Below are 18,963 nucleotides of genomic sequence, written 5' to 3'. Positions count from 1 at the left end.
ACGGGCCGATCGCCCCCGGCGGCGGCAGAATGATCACGGGGGATGCCATGGGATTGTCGTTCGGGATACTCGCGGTCAGCGTGGCCGTCGCGGGTGCCGTGATGTTCATCGCCATGCCGCGTATCGGCACTCCGGGGCCCATGACGCTGTTCCTGCGCTTCGCCGCCGTGGCGGGTGTGACGGCGGCCGGTTCCAGTGCCATGTACTTCATCTACGGCGCGGGGGGCGGCATCCTGCCCCTCGTCCTGGGCGACGTGGCGATGGTGCTCGCTCCCGCCCTGCTGATCGTCGCGCTGAGCGCGCTCGAGGGGCGACGGGCGCGCAACACGTCGATCGCGATCCTGGCGCTCGCGCTCGCGGTCGCCCTCGTGACCGCGACGGTGCCGCTACCCGGGTCGCTCGCGGCCAAAGCCGTCGCCGTCGCCGTGACCTGCGGCGCGTGCGGGTGGGTGGCGAGCCACTCGCGCGTCGAGCCGTTCGGTCCGCTGCGCGTCATCGCCCTCACGAGCGGGGTCTTCGCTGTCTACTCGCTCTTCCGGGCGATCGTGGGCCTCGTCGTCGGATGGGACTCCGTGCTCTACCGCGTCGCCTTCTCGTTCGCCCCCGCGACGATCCTCGGCGCGCTGGCCGTGCTCGCCATCGGTGCGGCCGTGGTGCGCGTGCGCTTCGGACCGCGCGTGACCGTGGATGTCGCAGAGCGTGCCGCGGGGTCGGTGGTCGTCGTGGGGGACTGGGATCTGGCATCCACCGCCTACGGCCCCGACCGCGTGCGCGGCCTCGTCGCCGACCTGCGTGCCGCCGCGCGCGACCTCGACCCGGCCGCGGTCGATGTCCCTCGGGGCACCGAGACCCTCGTGCCGGATGCGGTCTCCGTGCTCAGTGATCGACTGCGGAGGGATTACGGGTGGGAGCCCGAGCAGACGATCCTGCTCGTCGACGGAGCGACCACCTCGGCGATCCGCACCCGGCCGCGAGTCCGGGTCAAGAAGAAGAGGGGCTCGGCGCGGTCCTGAGTCTCGACTAAAGTGGTACTCGGTTTCAGCTTCGAAGGAGAACGCATGGACATCGCAGGAGCATCCGCCCTGGTCACCGGCGGCGCTTCGGGACTCGGCCTCGCCACCGCGCGGCGGCTTGCCGCGGCCGGGGCCCACGTCACGATCGTCGACCTCCCCCGCTCGGACGGCGCCGCGCTCGCCGAGGAACTGGGCGGCTCGTTCGCCGCCGCCGACGTGACGGACGCCGAGCAGATCGCCGCTGCGGCAGCCCTCGCCGCCGAAGCGGGTCCGCTGCGCGTCGTCGTCAACTGCGCCGGCATCGCGCCGCCCGCGAAGGTCCTGGACCGCGAGGGGAACCCCTCTTCGCTCGCCGACTTCGAACGTGTCGTGCGCGTGAACCTCATCGGCACCTACAACGTCATCGCTCAGACGTCCGCGGTCATGGCGAGAACCGGCCCCACCGACAGCGGCGACCGCGGCGTCGTCGTCAACACCGCGAGCGTCGCAGCCTTCGACGGGCAGATCGGCCAGCCCGCCTACTCCGCCAGCAAGGGCGGCGTGCACGCGATGACCCTGCCGATCGCGCGCGAGTTGGCGCGCCACGGCATCCGGGTCGTCACGATCGCCCCCGGCATCATGGAGACTCCGATGCTCAAGGGCCTGCCGCAGGCCGCGCAGGACTCGCTGGGCCAGCAGGTGCCCTACCCCTCGCGGCTCGGCGTCCCCGACGAATACGCACGACTCGTGCTCGCGATCGTCGACAACGGCTATCTCAACGGCGAGACCATCCGCCTCGACGGCGCGATCAGAATGGCACCGAAATGACCGACGGCATCCTGCTCCGCATCGACAACGGGCTGGCTCGCGTCACCTTCGACCGGCCCTCGTCCCTGAACGCCATGGACTTCCCCATGGCGCGCCGCTGGAAAGAGGTTGCGCACGAGGTCACCTCCGACTCCGCGGTGGGGGCGGTGATCCTGGATGCCGCGGGGCCGGCGTTCTGCGCGGGCGGCGACGTCGTGGCGATGGCGACGACGGGTGCGTCCGGAATCGACGTCACCGAGACCGCCGATGCGATCCACGACGGCATCCGCACGTTCGCGGAAGCGCCGCTGCCGATGGTCGCGGCCGTCCAGGGCGCGGTCGCGGGCGGCGGGCTGGGGCTCATGCTCGCGGCCGATTACGTCGTCGCGAGCGAGAACGCGCGCTTCGTCAGCCGGTACGCCAACATCGGACTGACGCCCGACCTGGGCGTCTCGACCCTGTTGCCCGCGGCGATCGGTCAGCGGCGGGCGCTTCAGCTGCTGCTGCAGGACCGCATGCTCACCGCGGCGGAGGCGCTGGACTGGGGTCTCGTGGCCGAGGTCGTGGCATCCGCGGATCTGGTCACGCGCGTCGAGCAGATCGCGCGATTCTGGCTCGACGGAGCGACGGCGGCGTTCGGCCAGGCCACGCGCCTCGTCCGGATGGGTGCGGGACGCACCTTCGCCGAGAACCTCGCCGACGAGGCTGCCACGATCGGCGCGTCGTTCGACACCCCCGAGGCGAAGGCGCGTGTCGCCGCGTTCGCCGCCGCCTCCGCGAAAGGACGCTCATGAGCACGCCCTCGTCCGGCGCTCCGCTGGCCGGCAAGACCCTCCTCATGTCGGGTGGCAGCCGTGGCATCGGCCTCGCGATCGCGCTGCGCGCGGCCCGCGACGGTGCGAACATCGCGATGCTCGCCAAGACCGACACCCCGCACCCGAAGCTTCCCGGCACCGTGCACACCGCCGCCGACGAGATCCGCGCGGCCGGTGGGCAGGCGCTGCCGATCGTCGGCGACGTGAGGGACGAGGCATCGATCACCGAGGCCGTCATGCGGACGGTCGGGGAGTTCGGCGGCATCGACATCGTCGTCAACAACGCCAGCGTCATCGACCTCTCCGGCTCCCTCGAACTCGCCTCGAAGAAGTACGACCTGATGCAGGACGTGAACGTCCGCGGCACGTTCCTGCTGTCGCGCGCCGCCGTCCCGCAGCTTCGCGACGCGGCGAACCCGCACATCCTCTCGCTCTCGCCGCCCCTGAACGTCACACCGAAGTGGCTCGGCGCGCATACCGGCTACAGCCTCGCGAAGTTCGGCATGACGATGGCGACCCTCGGCCTGGCCGCGGAGTTCGCGTCGGAGGGCATCGCGGCGAACGCGCTGTGGCCGCGCACGACGATCGCGACGGCCGCCGTGCAGAACGTCATCGGCGGTGACCGGCTCATGGCGGTGTCGCGGACGCCGGAGATCTACGCGGATGCCGCATACGAGGTTCTGACCGCGCCCTCGCGTGAGCTGACCGGGCAGACGCTGATCGTCGAGGACGTGCTCGAGCGCGCCGGAGTCACCGACTTCGACGCGTACGCCGCCGTGCCGGGGACTCCGGACGCGGCGATGTACCCGGACATCTTCCTCGACTGATCGCGGGGGTTCTCCCCGCATGAACGCCGTTCGCGCGCAGGAACGCGCTGTGCTCGCGTTCGCGTGAGTCGATCGCGTTCCTGCGTGCGTGGGGGCGGCGGGGGAGCGAGTCAGCCCCGCGGGCGGAGCAGGCGGGCACCCTTAAGGAGGTGAGCCGGACTCAGATCAGGCCCAGCTCCGTGAACGCGTTGTGCACGCCGTCGTCGAGCACCGCGGTCGTCACCCGACCGGCCAGTCGCTGCAGCTCGGGTGCCGCGTTGCCCATCGCGACGGGGGTGCCGACGACCTCGAACATCTCGACGTCGTTCCAGCTGTCGCCGATACCGATGGCATCCGTCGCCGACAGGCCCAGCTGGTCGAGCACCGCCGTGATCGCGGAGCCCTTGGTGACGCCGGCCTGACCGATCTCGCCGTTCGACCCGCCGGGCAGCGGGATCGAGCCGGGGATGACGTGGAAGCCCTCGCCGAGGGCGGCCGCCGCGTGCGCGACGGTGTCGGTCGACGGGCTGACGAACACGGCCTTCGCGACGGCGTCGCGGTCGACCTCCGAGACCGGGCGCGGCTCGCGCCAGAGGGGCTGCTCGGGCGGCAAGCCCTCGGCTTCGAGCTCGGCTGCGCGCTTCTCGTGCCGTTCGCGGCGGTACTCGGTCATCACGGGACCCATGCCGGCGCTCGCATACACGCCCCCGTGGGTCTGCAGGAAGTAGTGGATGCCGTGGGCCTCGAAGTAGCGCTCGAGGGCCTCGACGTCGGCGCGGGGCATCGGCTGCTCGACGATGAGGGCGTGCTCGTCGGGATCGCCGCCGCGGGTCGCGTACGCGCCCCCGTTGGTGATCGCGCCGTCGAAGCCGATCGCCAGCACCTCGGGGTGGATGTCGCCCGCCGATCGCCCGGTGGAGAGCCACACGAGGTGGCCGTTCTCGCGCGCCTTCCGCACGGCGGTCACCGTCGAGGGGGCGATCACCGAGCCGTGCTCGAGGATCGTGCCGTCGACGTCGAGGAAGGCGATGCGGGTCATGTGCACTCCAGAAGGGGATCAGCCCCGGGACCTGGGGACCCGGGGCCGATCCGATGAAGGGGATCAGCGCGTGAGGGACGCGCCGTTGGATCGGATGACGTCGGCGTACCAGCCGAACGACTTCTTCCGGTAGCGATCGAGCGAACCGGTGCCGTCGTCGCCTCGGTCGACGTAAATGAAACCGTATCGCTTGCTCAACTGGGCGGTGCTGGCGCTGACGATGTCGATGCAGCCCCACGAGGTGTAGCCGAGCACCTCGACGCCGTCTTCGATCGCCTCGCCGACCTGCACGAGGTGGTCGTTGAGGTACGCGATGCGGTAGTCGTCGACGACCGTCTTCTCGCCGTCGACCTCGACGAGCTGGTCGCGCGCGCCCAGACCGTTCTCGACGATGAACAGCGGCTTCTGCCACCGGTCCCAGAACTGGTTCAGCACCAGGCGCAGGCCCACGGGGTCGATCTGCCACCCCCACTCGCTCGCCTCGAGCGTCGGGTTCGAGACGCCGCCCATGATGTTGCCCTCGCCGGCGACCTTCTTCGCGGGGTCGGCGGTCTCGGCGATCGACATGTAGTAGCTGAACGAGACGAAGTCGACCGTGTGGGTCAGGTCGTCGCGGTCCTGGTCGGTGATGTCGAGCTCGATGCCCTTCTCGCGGAGCGTCCGCAGGAAGTAGCCCGGGTAGGCGCCGCGGGTGTGCACGTCGCCGTAGACGAGGTTGCCGTGGTCGGCCTCCATGACGGCGACGGCGTCGTCGGGCGACGGCGTCAGCGGGTAGATCGGCATCGACAGCACCATGCAGCCGACCTTCGCCTCGGGAGCGACCTCGCGGGCGATCCGGGTGGCGCGGGCGGATGCCACGAGCTCGTGGTGCATCGCCTGGTACAGCTGCTGCTCGGGGACGCCGCCCTCGGGGATCGGGATGCCGCCGCTCATGAAGGGCGCGTGCAGCAGCGAGTTGATCTCGTTGAAGGTCAGCCAGTACTTCACCCGGCTGCCGAAGCGCTCGAAGAGCGTGCGGGCGTAGCGCTCGTAGAAGCCGATGAGCTCCCGATTCGTCCAGCCGCCGTACTGCTCGGCCAGGTGCAGGGGCGTCTCGTAGTGCGAGATCGTCACGAGCGGCTCGATGCCGTGCTTCTCGAGCTCGTCGAGGATGCGCTCGTAGAACGCCAGACCGGCCTCGTTCGGCTCGGTCTCGTCGCCCTTCGGGAAGATGCGGCTCCAGGCGATCGAGAAGCGGTAGACCCCGAAGCCCATCTCGGCGAAGAGCGCGATGTCCTCCGCGTAGCGGTGGTAGTGGTCGATGCCGACGAGCTTGAGGTTGTCGGCGGTGGGGGTCTCGGAGCGCGGGCCCGAGATGCCGCGAGGCATCACGTCCTGCACGGACAGGCCCTTGCCGTCCGCGTCGTATGCGCCCTCGATCTGGTTGGCGGCGGTGGCACCGCCCCAGAGGAACCCGTCGGGGAAGGGGGTGTTCGTCATGTTCTGTGCCTCCAGGGGTCAGCGGGCGGGGGTGAGGGAATCGACGGAGACGGCGCGGAACAGCGTCTCGCCGTGCGAGAGAGGACCGGATGCCGCGTCGGCGATGTCGGGGTAGAGATCGCCGTTCGTGACGATGACCGGCGTGATCAGGTCGTAGCCGGCCTTCTCGATCGCGTCGCCGTCGAACTCGACGAGCAGGTCGCCCGCCTTCACCTCGGTGCCGGACTGCACCTTCAGCGTGAAGTGCTCTCCGCCGAGCTTGACGGTGTCGAGACCCACGTGGATGAGCAGTTCGACGCCGTCCGCTCCGCGCAGGCCCACCGCGTGGCCGGTCGGGAAGGCCGCGACGACGGTGCCGTCGAAGGGGGCGTAGACCGCGCCCGAGGTCGGACGGATCGCGACGCCCTTGCCGAGCGAGCCGTCGGCGAAGGCGGCATCCGGAACCTCGGTGAGCGGCACGACGGTGCCGTCGACGGGGCTGAGAACCACCGTGTCGGTGGTGGCCGCCGGGGTGGCGGGGGCGGCCGCGTCGACCGGGTCCGTGAAGCCGAACACCACGACCAGCACGAACGGGACGACGATGGCCACGAGCAGACCGATGCCGAGCATGATCATGTTGCCGTTACCGAGCAGGGCGGGAAGAGCCAGGCCGGAGGGCACGACGAACGCCTTCGAGAAGACCCCGCCCATCGCGATGAGGGCGCCGCCGAGCGCGCCGCCGACGACGCCGAAGGCGAAGGGGCGCTTGAGGGGGAGGTTGATGCCGTAGATCGCGGGCTCGGTGATGCCGGCGAGGAAGCCCGACAGTGTGGCCGGAGCGGCGAGCGAGCGCAGGTTCTTGTTGCGGGTGCGCACCAGTACGCCGGCGACGGCGGCCGCCTGGGCGAGCACGGCGGCGAACACGGGGCCGAGGAGCAGAATCTGCCCGGTGGTCTGGTATTCGAGCTGGAACAGCGGCACGAGACCCCAGTGCAGACCGAAGATCACGAAGACCTGCCACAGCCCGCCCATGATCGCGCCGCCCAGCCACGGGAGGGTCTCGAAGACCCAACCGATGCCGGCCGCGAGGCCGCCGCCGACGAGGCTCGAGATCGGGCCGATCACGAGGAAGACGAGCGGCACGGCGACGAGCACGACGATCATCGGGGCCAGGAAGCGGCGCACCGCGCCGGGCAGGACCTTGAGCAGGAAGCGCTCGGCGTAGCTCTGCAGCCACACGATGATGATCACCGGGATGACGCTCGAGACGTAGCTGACCATCGTGACCGGGATGCCGAAGAAGGTGATGTCGGGCTGACCGTTCAGCGCCGTGATGGTCGGGTACACCAGAGCGCCGGCGATGGCGAAGGAGGTGAACTCCGACGCCTTGAAGTAGCGGGCCGCGGTGATGGCCAGCGCCAGCGGCAGGAAGTTGATCAACGCATCGGACAGCGCGTTGAGGATCGTGTAGGTCGTGCTCGTGGCATCCAGCCATCCGAAGGTGACGGCGGCGGCGACGAACGCCTTCAGCAGACCCGTGCCCGCGAGGGCCCAGAGGATCGGCGTGAAGATCGACGAGATCATCGTGATGAACCGGTTGAAGAGGTTGCCCTTCGCCCCGCTCTCGCCTCCTTCGGCGTCGCCGCCGAGCGTGGTCTGCGACTGGATCGCGGCGTACACGTCGGGCACGTCGTTGCCGATCACCACCTGGTACTGACCGCCCGCCTGGGCCGTGGTGATGACGCCGGGCGTGGCGCGGATCGCTGCGGCATCCGCCTTGCCCTCGTCTTTCAACACGAACCGGAGCCTCGTCGCACAGTGCACGAGGGATTGGACGTTGCTCTCTCCACCGACACCGGCGAGGACCCCCGCCGCCGTCTTCGCGTGATCCGCCATCGGAACCGCCTGCCTTTCGCCGCATCGATGCGGCCTGTTCGAATGTTCTGTGGCGACGCTGCCGGGTGTTTCGGGCAATAAAAAAGACCCGAATCCGTTCATCGCTCGTCAGCGATGTGGATTCAGGTCTTGCCCGCTCGCGCGGTAACAATCCGGAAATCGTCGGCAGGGTATGACGCCTGCGACGGCGACTATAGCACCGGGGCGTCGGGGCCGCCACTGTCGTCGGCGCGGCCCAGGCTCGTCGCGAGGCGCTCGACATGCACCGTGAGGTAGAGCACCTCCTCGTCGGTGAGGGTCGACCCGGTCGCCGCGAGGACGTAGGCCTTGACGGCCTCGGCGATGCCGAAGGCGCGGGGGTAACGGTGCTTGGCGAACTCGAAGAAAGACGAGTCGCCGCTCGAGAGCATCGCGCGGTTCACGAGCCGCTGCAGCAGGAAGCGCACGTGCAGGATGAAACGCGCGTAGTCGGGGCTCTCGGTGTCGAGCGCGACGCCGAGGCCGGTCTCGACGGTGCGCACGACGTGCTGCACCCGACGGAACAGCAGGGCCGCGGTGCCGTTGGGCTCGTCGCGCGTGGCGTTGAGCAGGTGCATCGTCAGGAACACGCCCTCTTCGGGCGGGAGCTCACGGTCGAGGGAGGCCGCGATCGAGGTCGCCATGCGCTCCGCGGCGCGTGATTCGTCGGGGTGGAGGATCCGTAGCTCGGGCATGGAGGTGCCGGGGATGCGGATGCCTTGATCGAGGCGTTCGATCACATAGGTGATGTGGTCGATGACCGCGAGCGGTAGCCGGCGCCCCAGGTCGCGACCCAGGTCGCGCTCGGCCTGGTCGACGGCGTGCAGGACCGCCTCGACGAGCGCGTACGGCGCGTCGGTGAGGAGCTTCTGGGCGTGAGCGGTGTCGCTGCCCTGCTCGAGGACGAACGTCTTCTCGACCTTCGCGGGATCGACGCGGCCCTCGTGCTTGAGCTGGAAGCCGATGCCCCGACCCATGAGCACGCGCTCGCGGCCGTCGCCGTCGATCGCCACGACGACGTTGTTGTTCAGAAGCTTCTGCACGCCGCCGGGCGGGAGGGAGACGTCACCGGCACCGGGCATGGGATGCAGTTTAGGGTGGCGGATCTGCCGGAGCTGTGTTGTTCTGCATGCGTCCGCGCCTGAGGGGCCGACAACTGTCGCTTCGGACCGCCCCAGGCGACAGAAAGCGACCCCTCGCGCGGGGAGGACGCGCCCAGCCGCGGTGCAGGAGCGGCCGGTACCCTGGAAACCATGACCGAACAGCCCCCCGTGCGCACGACGACGCCCCGGCAGGTGCGCCCCGAGGGAGCCCCGGCGAACACCGGCATCCGCCAGGTGCGCCCCAAGACCGAAGGCTGGCAGCAGGCCAAGGACGAGACCGGTCGCCCGCTGCTGCAGTTCGCCAGCCCCAAGCGCGGCAAGCCGCCGGTGCACCTCGCCGACCTCACGTACGACGAGCGCGTCGCCACGCTCAAGAAGCTCGGCCTCCCGGGTTTCCGCGCGAAGCAGCTCGAGAAGCACTACTTCACGCATTACACGTCGGATGCCGCCGACATGACAGACCTCCCGGCATCCGGCCGCGAAGAGCTCGTCGCGGGAATGCTGCCGCCGCTGCTCACCGAGGTGCGCCGGCTCGAGACCGACCGTGGCGACACGATCAAGTTCCTCTGGAAGCTGCACGACGGCGCGCTCGTCGAGTCGGTGCTCATGCGCTACCCCGGCCGCATCACGCTGTGCGTGTCGAGCCAGGCCGGCTGCGGCATGAACTGCCCGTTCTGCGCCACCGGCCAGGCGGGGCTGACCCGCAACATGTCGGCGGCCGAGATCATCGAGCAGATCGTGCGCGCCAACGCCCTCATCGCCGCAGGCGGACTGGGCGGCAAGAAGAGCTCCGACCACTCGCTCGACCGCGTGTCGAACATCGTGTTCATGGGCATGGGCGAGCCGCTCGCCAACTACGCGCGCGTCATGCAGGCCGTGCGGGTGATGGTCGACAAAGAGCACGGTCTCGGCATGAGCGCACGCGGCATCACGGTGTCGACCGTCGGACTCGTCCCCGCGATCAAGAAGCTCGCCGACGAGGACATCCCGGTGACCTTCGCCCTCTCGCTGCACGCCCCCGACGACCACCTGCGCGACGAACTCATCCCGGTGAACTCCCGCTGGAAGGTCGACGAGGCGCTGGATGCCGCACGCGCCTACTTCGACAAGACCGGGCGCCGCGTGTCGATCGAATACGCCCTGATCAAAGACATGAACGACCACGCCTGGCGTGCCGACCTGCTGGCCGAGAAGCTCAACGCCCGCGGACGCGGCTGGGTGCACGTGAACCCCATCCCGCTGAACCCGACGCCGGGCTCGATCTGGACGGCATCCGAGGTGCCCGTGCAGAACGAGTTCGTTCGACGCCTCAACGACGCCGGCATCCCGACGACGCTCCGCGACACCCGTGGCAAAGAGATCGACGGGGCGTGCGGTCAGCTCGTCGCGACCGAAGAAGACGAGGCGGCGGCGGAGGCGACTCCGGTCGGTTGAGTCTGATTTCGAATGCCCCTGGCCGCACGGCCGGGGGCATTCGTCGTCGTCGCGGATCTCGACGAACTCCGACCACGCGCGCATCCCGACTCGAAGAACCGCGGGAGACGACCCTTCCTCGTTCGCCTTGCTGCGGTCGGGGGCAGACGCGGCCGCTGGCGAGGCGTGTCAGTGCGGCGTGATCGCGGCGGCGTGCGCGGGCGAGGTCGCGACGGCCGGGTTCGTCGGCACGTCGATCCGCACGGTGGTCCCGGCGCCGGGCGCGCTGACGACGGCGATCTTTCCCCCGTGCGCGTCGACGATGGTCTTCACGATCGACAAGCCCACTCCGATGCCCTGGAGGGCGTTCTCTCTGACCGCCTGAGCTCGATAGAACCTGTCGAAGATACGGCGTTGCTCGTCCGGGGTCATTCCGATACCCGTATCGGCCACCGAGACGCAGATCGTGTCGCTCTCCTGCCGGTGGGCGCGGACCGTGACCGTTCCCCCTCGGGCGGTGAACTTGAGGGCGTTCCCCACCAGGTTCTCGACGGCTTGCCCGAAACGCCTCGGGTCGACGTCGGCGAGCAGGCCTGTTTCCACACGCGTATCGAGCACGATGCCGGTCCGCTCGGCGACCACGGTGAACTGCTCGACCGCGCGCCGCACGATGACGTCGACATCCGTCTGCTGACGCTCCAGGACCAGTTCGGCATCGGCGACATGGAGGAGGTCGTTCACACGCTTCATGAGGGTGTCGGCATTGCGCTCGATCGTCGCCAACCAGGCGTCGATGCCCAAGTGCTGCGCGCGCTCTCCGAGGACGTCCACGATCTCCTCGGTGTATCCGATGATCGAGGTGAGCGGCGTCCGCAATTCGTGTGAGACCGTCGTGAGAAATTCCTCTCGAACCTCGATCGCATTTGCGAGTTCTGTGACGTCGTACGCGACGATGACCGTGCCCAGAAGGGTCCCGTCCTCACGGTGCACCCGCCGTGAGGACGCCATGATCGCGATCTGGTTCCCGGGCCGGCCCAGCCATTCCATATGGCTGGCGATGACTTCACCTCTCAGGGCACGCGGAATGATCTGCTGATCGAGGGAAATAGGTGTCTTTCGATCGGCCGCGAGGACATCAGGTCCTGCGAACGGGGGGATATCCAGCCGGAATCCGACGATTTCCACCATCTTCTCCGCGGTGGAGTTGGCCAGGATCAGCTCGTCGCGGGCGTTGTAGTACGCCACGGCGCCCGTGACCGTGTCGAGGACCGACCGAAGCAGCAGTTGCGTCTCGTTCGACTCGTTCAGGGCGCCACGCAGCGCCGCGGTGGCCTCCTCGGCGATTGCACGTCTCTTCTCGAAACTCCGCGCGCCCAGGTGGATCGCCAGCGATATCCCCGTCGCGATGAACGGCAATGCCAGCACATTGACGATCGCCAGCAGCGTTGTCGCCGGACGGACTCCCAGAGCAAACGGTAACGCCGCGATCAGGGCGCCCGAGACGAGCACCACCGTGAGCCCGGGCCAACGGAACCGGTACGCAATCCAGGCGAAGGGAAGCAGGCAGAGCATTCCCACGGTGGGGAGGTAGGCGAGCAAGGCCGTGCGGACACCGGCGATGCAGATCACGTCCAACATCGGGATCACGACGACCCACGCGGTCGTCATCCAATGCTTGCTCGGGAGGAGGAACACCCCGGACGCGATGGCCAGCGCAGAAAGACCCGCCCACAGGAGAGGGGAATGCGAGAGCTCCGGCACGGCCAGCACGGTGGCGATCGAGGCGACCGTCACGCCCACCAGAAAGGGCAGTTGCAAACGTACGAAAATCTGGTTCGGCCGCAAAGGAGTCCAAAATGCTCTCTCTGGCACCGTATTTCTCCTAGGGTTCCACCAATCCCGCGGCGTCATTTTTCCACGCCTGGCTCGAGGGGAGGCGGGTTTCGTGCCTGCCGAGGTGATGTTGCTGCAAGATATCCCATATGGGAGCTTCAGTAGTGGTCGTGGATGATGACGATGACATTGCCGGCCTGCTGCTGATGGGGCTGGAACGCGCCGATATCACCGCCGTCCGTGCCAGTAATGGCGAAGAGGGTGTCGAAGCCGTTCGTCGCGAACAACCTCGCATCGTTCTGCTCGATTGGATGATGCCCGTGAAAGACGGCATCCAAGCCTGCGCGGAGATCCGTGCCGCGACCGAGATCGTCCAGCCCACCATTCTCATGCTCACCGCCCGTACTCTGGCCGAAGACCAGCGACGCGCGTACGACACCGGGGTCGACGAGGTCATCGAGAAGCCCTTCCGACCCCGCGCCATCGTCGCCCAGGTCCGAGACCTGCTCGCGAGCTGACGCACCTCTCTTCGCCGCCGGACGGCGCTTCTCCCGTGGCGATCGTCGAGGAGAGGCGGAGGAACGACCGTGCCGGGCGCGAGGGAGGTGGTCGTCAGGCCGCGACGGCCGTGACCACCAGGTTGTCGACGTAGTGCCCGCTGGCCGGATCCCAGGCGCCGGCGCACGTCACGATTCTCAGCTGCGGTGTGGGCGTCGGCGCGTACACCGACTCGGTGGGGAAGCTGTTCTTCTCCACGGTCTGCAGCCCGGTCACCACGAAGTCGGCGGTCGAACCGTCGGCTCGTCGGACCGATACGGTGTCGCCGGGCGTCAGGCGCGGGAGGTCGAAGAACACCGCCGGGCCGGTGGGGGAGTCGACATGCCCCGCGATCACCGCGGGGCCCACTTCCCCGGGGAGGACGCCCTTCTCGTACCAGCCGACCGCGTCGTAATCCTGCGGTGACTGGATCCACCCGTCGGCCCCACGGTCGAGACCGATGAGATCCGAGTCCACCCCGATCGCGGGGATCGAGATGTGCACGGGCACGGCCGTGCTGGCCGCCGCGGGAGAGACCGGGTCTTGGAAACCGCCGGCAGCGCCCACCCCGGGCGCTGTCGTCGCCGCCGTTGCCCCGGCCCCCGTCGCGACCGCCGCGGTCTCGTCATCCTGGAGCGGAGGGCACCCCCCGAGGACGTCGTCGGTGAGCATTGCCGTCGACAGCGCGGTCCACGCCGAGCCGTAGTAGGTGGGGGTGGATGCCGCGGTGTCGGCCGCGCGCCGGAGATCCTCGCGCGCGTCGTCGGATCGCCCCTCCGCGGCGAACGCCGCTGCCCGCGCGGCGTACGCGACGGGATGCTGATCCGACGTCAGCGCCCCCGACCCGGCGTCGAGCTCGGCGGCGAGCGTGTCCTGCCCCGGCAGCGCCCCGGCCACGCGCGCGGCGAGGGCGCGATCAGCCGTACCGCACGCCTCCGCGAACCGGATGGTCGTGCGCGCCGCGTCGTAGCCGTACGCCGGCTCGCCCCCGCCCCCCGCGGAGCCCGCGAGGGCGACGGCGCCGTCGGCGGAGACGGTGGCCCAGTTGGTCGGCAGGGGGTTGGCATCCAGCAAGGCGCTCGTCACCGCCCTGCTTCCCTCGGCCACCTCGTTCCACCGGGGGTCGCCCGACGCGCGAGAGAGCACGTCGAACGCAGCCGGAGACGCATACGACGGGTTGTAGGCGTGGGGGGATGCCGTCGCCCACGGGCCCGGCAGCAGGATGCGCCCGAGCGCGGTCTCGACCGTCATCTCGTCAAGCACGGCCGCGCCGAGAGCCACACCCTGCTTGCGGAGGTCATCGCGACCGAAGGCGTCGCCCGCGAGCACGAGGGCGCGCGCGGCGTCGAGGTCGGCGTCGGAGGCCGGCTGCTCGTCGATGACGGCCCCGTCCTTCCACTGCCACGCCAGGAGGGAGTCGTCGCGCTGGAGGTGGGTGGTCGTCCAGTCCCAGATGCTGTCGAACCGCGAGGGATCGTCGGCGGCGACGGCGAGGAGCAGGCCGTACGCCTGCCCCTCGCTGACCGTGTCGCCACCCTGGTCGGTGCGGACGACCCGACCACCGTCGACGTACTCGTCGAGGAAGGCCTTCGCCGTCTCGACGGTGCGGTCGCCGATGTCCGGACCCGGTTCGGCGGGGACGCTGCACGCCGCCATCGTCAGGCCGAGAGTGGTCGCGAGCGCGCTGGCCGCGAGCGTTCGGCGGGCGCCCCTCACGCGTCCGCCTCGACCTCGCGGCGGCGGCGCACCGCGATCAGGGCCGACACTCCGAGCACCGCAGCCGCAGCCGCAGCCGCGCCGACGCCGATCGGGTTCACCGCGGCGACCGCGGTGCCGCCGCCGCCGGTGTGGATGCCGCCGACGGGCATGTCGGCCAGCGTCGCCGAGTCGGTGATCGCCTGCGCGGTGAGCGCGCCGCGGGCGTCGTCCAACACGAACAGGGTCGAGACCGACCCCGCCGGCAGGTCGACGGCCGAGGTCGCGGACTCGTCCGCGCCGGTCAGCTCGAGGTTCCACGATCCCGCCGGCACCGCGGCGTAATCGGTCGCCGCTCCCGCCGGCACATCGCGGGCGATGGGGCGTCCTTCGGCGGTGTCGACGTTCACGGTCGGCTCGACCGTGGAGGCCTGCACGACCCGCACGCGCGCCTGGCCGTCGGCCGGGGCGGAGAGGTCGTCCTCGAACACGGTCGTCTTCAGATCGGCGTTGCGGCCGTAGGCGGCGACCGTCAGCGGCTCGCCTTCGGCGACGTCGATGGACTGCTGCACGACCGGCTGCGTGCCGTCGGCCGCGTCGGAGGGCACCATCGACACGACGTACGTGCCATCGGCCAGGGGGATGTACGGGCTCACCGCGCCGTAGGCGACGTCGTCGAGCTCGTACACGACGGCGCCACCGGCCAGCGCCGTCAGCTGGACGTCGACCGACTTGGTGTCCGGCGACAGGTGCGCCACCCGCGCCCACCCGCCGGGCTCGGCGGCAGCGGCCGACGCGGCGGGAGCGGTGGCGATCCCGATCCCCGCCGCGATCAGGGCGGTGGCACCGATGGCGGCGAGCCGAGCGGGACGACGGGAGAGAACAGAGGCAGTCAGGGGGAACATGAGGGTCCTTTCGTGGGGGGAAGAGAGGATCAGGTGGAGGGACGGGGGAGCAGGTCGACCGGTTCGTCGGGCGAGAACGTGATCACCACACCGGCGTCACCGCGCTCGACGGACACCGGACGCAACGGCCCGGAGAGCGACTCGTAGAAGCGCAGCAGGGCGTCGGCCCCGGCGGCATCCCCCCGCGCGTCCTGACCCGCGAACGCGCTGACGACGAGCTGGCGATGCACACCCGAGGGGTCGCCCTCGAGCTGCGCGAGATCAGCCACGTCGATCCGTCCCGACGACGACAACTGGCCGAGCGTGAGCAGGATGCGACCGTCGACGACCCCGGAGGTGAGCAGATCCTGCTCCTCGGCGGGGACTCCGACGTCGGTGTTGCGCAGGACCTGCTGGCCCGCGACGGACCGCGCGGCGTACAGGTCGCCGTCGGCGGCCTGAGCGAGGGCGGCCTGGTCGGTGTCGACCAGACGGACGTCGACCTTCTGCGCGCCGTCGCCGAACGACGCCACGACTGCACTGTTCTCGATCGCCTGGCGGACGGTCGGGAACTCGGTCGGGAAGGTGCGCATCGAGTCGGTCGTGATGACGTAGTCGTAGTCGCGCCATCCGTCGGGGGCGAGCTCCTGCACATCGGTGTCGGTGTCGGCCTTGTAGTACCAGACGACGTTCTCGCGATCGAACCCGGAGCGGACCAGGTCGACCCACATCGCGTCGTCGACGAGCATGCGCGCATCTCCGGGCGCGTTCTGGGTCATCCAGGCCTCCGCGTCGCGGAGCGGTCGATCGAGGTCCGCGAGCAGGAAGCCTCGCAGTTGCGCGGCCCAGAGGGGTCCCGCCGCACAGAGCGCCACGATCAGGCCGGAAGCCAGCGCGACACCGGTGAACCGCTGCAGCACGGCGTTCGAGCGCAGCGCTTCGAGTGCCCGCTGACCCATGCCGGCGACGACGATCGCGGCGAACGGCAGCAGCATGATGACGTAAGGCACGGGCAGGTAGCCCCCGCGGAACATGAACGCCGTCAGGGCGAGCAGCGCGATCGCCCACGGGCGAAGGCGCCGCACGAACAGCGCGGCGACGGCGGCGGCGAGCGCGGTCACGATGAGCACGGCGTCGAGTTGCCACCACAGGCCGACGGTGCGCGACATGAGGCTCTCGGGGTCGAAGAGCGAGCCGCTCCCCTCTCGAGACGACAGCTGGAAGGCCAGCCCGTCCCATAGGCTCACCCGACCCGGTGCCGGGGTCACCTCGCCTTTCACCAGGGCGAACGCCACGTAGGTCAGGCCGATCAGGCCGAGCACGGATGCCGCGACCGACAGCGTGTACCGACGGGTGGTGCGATCGGCGCCGCGCCACATGAGCCACGCCACCAGCGGGAGCGCGAGCAGGTAGGTCTCTTTCGTGAGGACGGCCACGCCCAGGGCCGCCGCCGCACCGATGTAGCCGATCAGCTGGGCGCGCCGGCTCATCGCGAGCAGCAGCGCAGCCAGCAGCCACGCGGTCGCGATGTTGTCGAGGTATACCTGACGGTGGAACTGCACGGCCAGCGGCGACAGCAGGAAGATCGCCACGGCGACGGATGCCGTGAGCCGGGCGAACCCGATGCGGCGCACGAGGCACCACAGCAGCACCGCGGCGATCGCCGTCGACGCGAGCATCGCCTCGCGAGCGGCGATGACCGCGACGTCGTAGCGGTCCCACGCGTCGGTGAGCCCCGCCCACGCGGCGATCTGGATCCATCCGAGGGGCGGGTGGTCGTACCAGTAGGTGTAGTGCGTCAGCTCGCCCAGATTGCCGAGGCTCCACGCCTGGGCGGTGTAGGTGCCCTCGTCGTCGATGCGCTGGGGTGAGCTGCCCAGGTTGAGGGCGTTGACCAGGATGCCGATGAGCAGCGGCGGCAGAAGCCATGCGGCATCGATCAGACGGTCGCGCCACCGGGGCTGTCGGGTCTCGGACACCCGCTCGGCGCGACGGGAGGCGGGGGCGGGGAACGTGCGATCGAGGGTGGAGGTCATCGGGTCGCCTCCATCGTCGCGGTCGCGAGTGCGGGCGTCGGGGTCGGAACAGCAACGGCATCCCGGTGGGCACCCGTGTGCTCGGTCTTCTCCCAGCTGCCGTCGCCCTTGAGCTGTCGCACGACCGAGCGCACGGCCGCAGCGGCGAGGAACACCTGGTACGGGATGAGCCCGAGGACGAGCCGGACGTAGTCGCGCACGCGCACCTTCTTGTCGTACACGCGCCCGAACTCCGTCAGCCCGGCCGCCTCGGCGACGAGCGTGACGACCGTGGGCACCAAGGGGAGGAACGTGATGAGGGCGACGGGAGTCGGCACCTTCACTAGCAGGATGAACGCGATCGAGATGGGGATCAGCAGTCCGGTCGCCGCCTGCAGGAACGGCATGTTCAGCAGGTAACGGGCGTACATGCGCTGGCGCAGAGTCGGCAGTGCCTTCCATTCGCCTTTGCCGAGCACCTGCAGGAACCCCTGGTTCCAGCGCGTGCGCTGCTTGTAGAGCGACGTCAGCGTGGGCGGGGTCTCCTCCCGTGTGACGTACTCGGGGTTGTACGCCACCACGACCTTCGCGCCGTCGCTGGACAGACGCACGCCGAGCTCGCAGTCCTCTGCCAGGCACTGGTCGTCCCAGCCCCTCGACCACGCGAGGCGGTCGCGGGTGACGAAGACCGTGTTCCCGCCCAGCGGAATGAACTTCGACCGGGCGTGGAAGTGCAGGCGCGAGCGGAACCAGAAGTAGTACTCGAGGACGTTGCGCAGCGACCACCAGCTGGTCTCGAAGTTCATGAGCTGGACGCCGCCCTGCACCACGTCGGCACCGGTCTCCTGGAACTTGGAGTCGACGACGGTGAGCAGTCCGGGGTGCACCTCGTCTTCGGCGTCGAAGACGCCGACCACATCTCCCGTGGCGATCTGCAGAGCGCGATTGAGCGCCTTGGGCTTGTTCTTGGGCACGCTGTCGTCGACCACGACCTTGATGAGGTGCGGATGCCGCGCGGCAGCCTGACGGACCACGAGCTCGGTGCCCGGGTCGTCGTGCCCGACGATCGCGATGATCTCGAAATCGGGGTGGTCCTGCTGAGCGAGGCGGTCGAGGGTCTGGCCCATGACCTCTTCCTCGTGTCGACCGGGGACGAGGAGCGTGAAGCGGTGTCGTGCGGGGCGCGGGGACGAACTGAACTGCGTGGCCCGCAGGTCGTCGGCGGAGCGCCACGCGTGCAGCATCCACCACAGCGTCGTCGTGGCGACGACGGTCAGGGCGAGCGCGAGCACGATGACGCCGCTGTAGCCGAGCCATTCGCCGATCGACCAGTCGGGAAGGAACCCGCCGGTGGTCGACGTACCGGGTTGGACGGGGATGACGGTGTCGGTGACGCCGGTCGAGCCCTGTCCGGGCGCGGGGGCGACCGGGGTCAGCAGGGGCTCGGGCGTCGGGTTCGGGGCGGTCTGCGAGAGGGGGGAGGGCAGCAACGACAAAGGAACCTCCAGCGTCCACGTGGACGGTTCGAGGGCGGTAAGGGGGATACGCGACGACCGGGGGCGAAAACGTCGCGCACAGGTGGTTCGTGAGCAGGCGGGGGGAATGGTTTGGACAGCACAGGGGATTGCCAGGGTCGGAGGTCGAGGCCCTCG

The 18,963-nt window shown here is 69.7% G+C and carries 15 protein-coding genes; 6 read left to right on the top strand and 9 right to left on the bottom strand.

Going from position 1 to position 18,963, the window contains the following annotated elements:
• The first annotated feature begins 47 nt into the window (after positions 1-47).
• From MTE01_RS15165 to MTE01_RS15150, 4 genes are read left to right on the top strand one after another with little or no spacing between them, the layout of a single operon-like run.
• Positions 48-1,013: a hypothetical protein gene (locus MTE01_RS15165; RefSeq protein WP_141378256.1), complete on the top strand. Its 966-nt coding sequence runs from the start codon at positions 48-50 to the stop codon at positions 1,011-1,013.
• A 45-nt stretch (positions 1,014-1,058) separates the two neighbouring features.
• The gene (locus MTE01_RS15160; RefSeq protein ID WP_116239471.1) at positions 1,059-1,820 is read left to right on the top strand and encodes an SDR family NAD(P)-dependent oxidoreductase; all 762 of its coding nucleotides are present in this window, start codon (positions 1,059-1,061) and stop codon (positions 1,818-1,820) included.
• Entirely contained in the window at positions 1,817-2,593 is a 777-nt protein-coding gene (locus MTE01_RS15155; protein WP_141378255.1) for an enoyl-CoA hydratase/isomerase family protein, read from the top strand. Before MTE01_RS15160 ends, MTE01_RS15155 begins: the two co-directional genes overlap by 4 nt.
• Positions 2,590-3,441 (top strand): SDR family oxidoreductase, encoded by an 852-nt coding sequence (locus MTE01_RS15150; RefSeq protein ID WP_141378254.1) that lies wholly within the window; start codon positions 2,590-2,592, stop codon positions 3,439-3,441. Before MTE01_RS15155 ends, MTE01_RS15150 begins: the two co-directional genes overlap by 4 nt.
• A gap of 160 nt (positions 3,442-3,601) precedes the next feature.
• Here MTE01_RS15150 and MTE01_RS15145 read toward each other — a convergent pair whose 3' ends face one another.
• From MTE01_RS15145 to MTE01_RS15130, 4 genes are all read right to left on the bottom strand, one after another.
• The gene (locus MTE01_RS15145; protein ID WP_141378253.1) at positions 3,602-4,459 is read right to left on the bottom strand and encodes a Cof-type HAD-IIB family hydrolase; all 858 of its coding nucleotides are present in this window, start codon (positions 4,457-4,459) and stop codon (positions 3,602-3,604) included.
• A 63-nt stretch (positions 4,460-4,522) separates the two neighbouring features.
• Positions 4,523-5,938 (bottom strand): glycoside hydrolase family 1 protein, encoded by a 1,416-nt coding sequence (locus MTE01_RS15140; RefSeq protein ID WP_103208164.1) that lies wholly within the window; start codon positions 5,936-5,938, stop codon positions 4,523-4,525.
• 18 nt (positions 5,939-5,956) lie between these two features.
• Positions 5,957-7,813, bottom strand: a complete 1,857-nt coding sequence (locus MTE01_RS15135; RefSeq protein WP_141378252.1) for a beta-glucoside-specific PTS transporter subunit IIABC — start codon at positions 7,811-7,813, stop codon at positions 5,957-5,959.
• Between the two features lie 191 nt (positions 7,814-8,004).
• A complete protein-coding gene (locus MTE01_RS15130) occupies positions 8,005-8,913 on the bottom strand; it encodes a PRD domain-containing protein (protein WP_103208169.1) in 909 nt (302 codons plus the stop codon).
• Positions 8,914-9,084: 171 nt separating this feature from the next.
• Between MTE01_RS15130 and rlmN the strand changes: the two genes are divergently transcribed.
• A complete protein-coding gene (gene rlmN / locus MTE01_RS15125; RefSeq protein ID WP_141378251.1) occupies positions 9,085-10,368 on the top strand; it encodes a dual-specificity RNA methyltransferase RlmN in 1,284 nt (427 codons plus the stop codon).
• A gap of 168 nt (positions 10,369-10,536) precedes the next feature.
• Here the strand turns inward: rlmN and MTE01_RS15120 are convergent, their stop codons facing one another.
• Positions 10,537-12,258, bottom strand: a complete 1,722-nt coding sequence (locus tag MTE01_RS15120) for a sensor histidine kinase (protein ID WP_103208175.1) — start codon at positions 12,256-12,258, stop codon at positions 10,537-10,539.
• Between the two features lie 92 nt (positions 12,259-12,350).
• Here MTE01_RS15120 and MTE01_RS15115 point away from each other — a divergent pair, with 92 nt between their 5' ends.
• A complete protein-coding gene (locus MTE01_RS15115; RefSeq protein WP_246078331.1) occupies positions 12,351-12,698 on the top strand; it encodes a response regulator transcription factor in 348 nt (115 codons plus the stop codon).
• Positions 12,699-12,792: 94 nt separating this feature from the next.
• Here MTE01_RS15115 and MTE01_RS15110 read toward each other — a convergent pair whose 3' ends face one another.
• The 4 genes from MTE01_RS15110 to MTE01_RS15095 are packed head-to-tail and all read right to left on the bottom strand — an operon-like array spanning position 12,793 to position 18,801.
• Entirely contained in the window at positions 12,793-14,433 is a 1,641-nt protein-coding gene (locus tag MTE01_RS15110; RefSeq protein WP_141378250.1) for a class F sortase, read from the bottom strand.
• Positions 14,430-15,317 carry a DUF4397 domain-containing protein gene (locus tag MTE01_RS15105; protein ID WP_141378249.1) on the bottom strand — a complete coding sequence of 296 codons (888 nt, stop codon included), beginning with the start codon at positions 15,315-15,317 and terminating at the stop codon, positions 14,430-14,432. Before MTE01_RS15105 ends, MTE01_RS15110 begins: the two co-directional genes overlap by 4 nt.
• 29 nt (positions 15,318-15,346) lie before the next feature.
• Positions 15,347-17,332, bottom strand: coding sequence for a phospholipid carrier-dependent glycosyltransferase (locus MTE01_RS15100; RefSeq protein ID WP_141378248.1), 1,986 nt, complete (start codon positions 17,330-17,332; stop codon positions 15,347-15,349).
• The gene (locus tag MTE01_RS15095) at positions 17,329-18,801 is read right to left on the bottom strand and encodes a glycosyltransferase family 2 protein (RefSeq protein WP_246078330.1); all 1,473 of its coding nucleotides are present in this window, start codon (positions 18,799-18,801) and stop codon (positions 17,329-17,331) included. Before MTE01_RS15095 ends, MTE01_RS15100 begins: the two co-directional genes overlap by 4 nt.
• Positions 18,802-18,963: the final 162 nt, after the last annotated feature.

Source organism: Microbacterium testaceum, from assembly GCF_006539145.1.
GTDB classification, from domain to species: Bacteria; Actinomycetota; Actinomycetes; order Actinomycetales; family Microbacteriaceae; genus Microbacterium; species Microbacterium testaceum.
The sequence above is the reverse complement of the archived record's forward strand: the minus strand, read 5'-3'. Positions and strand labels throughout refer to the sequence as shown.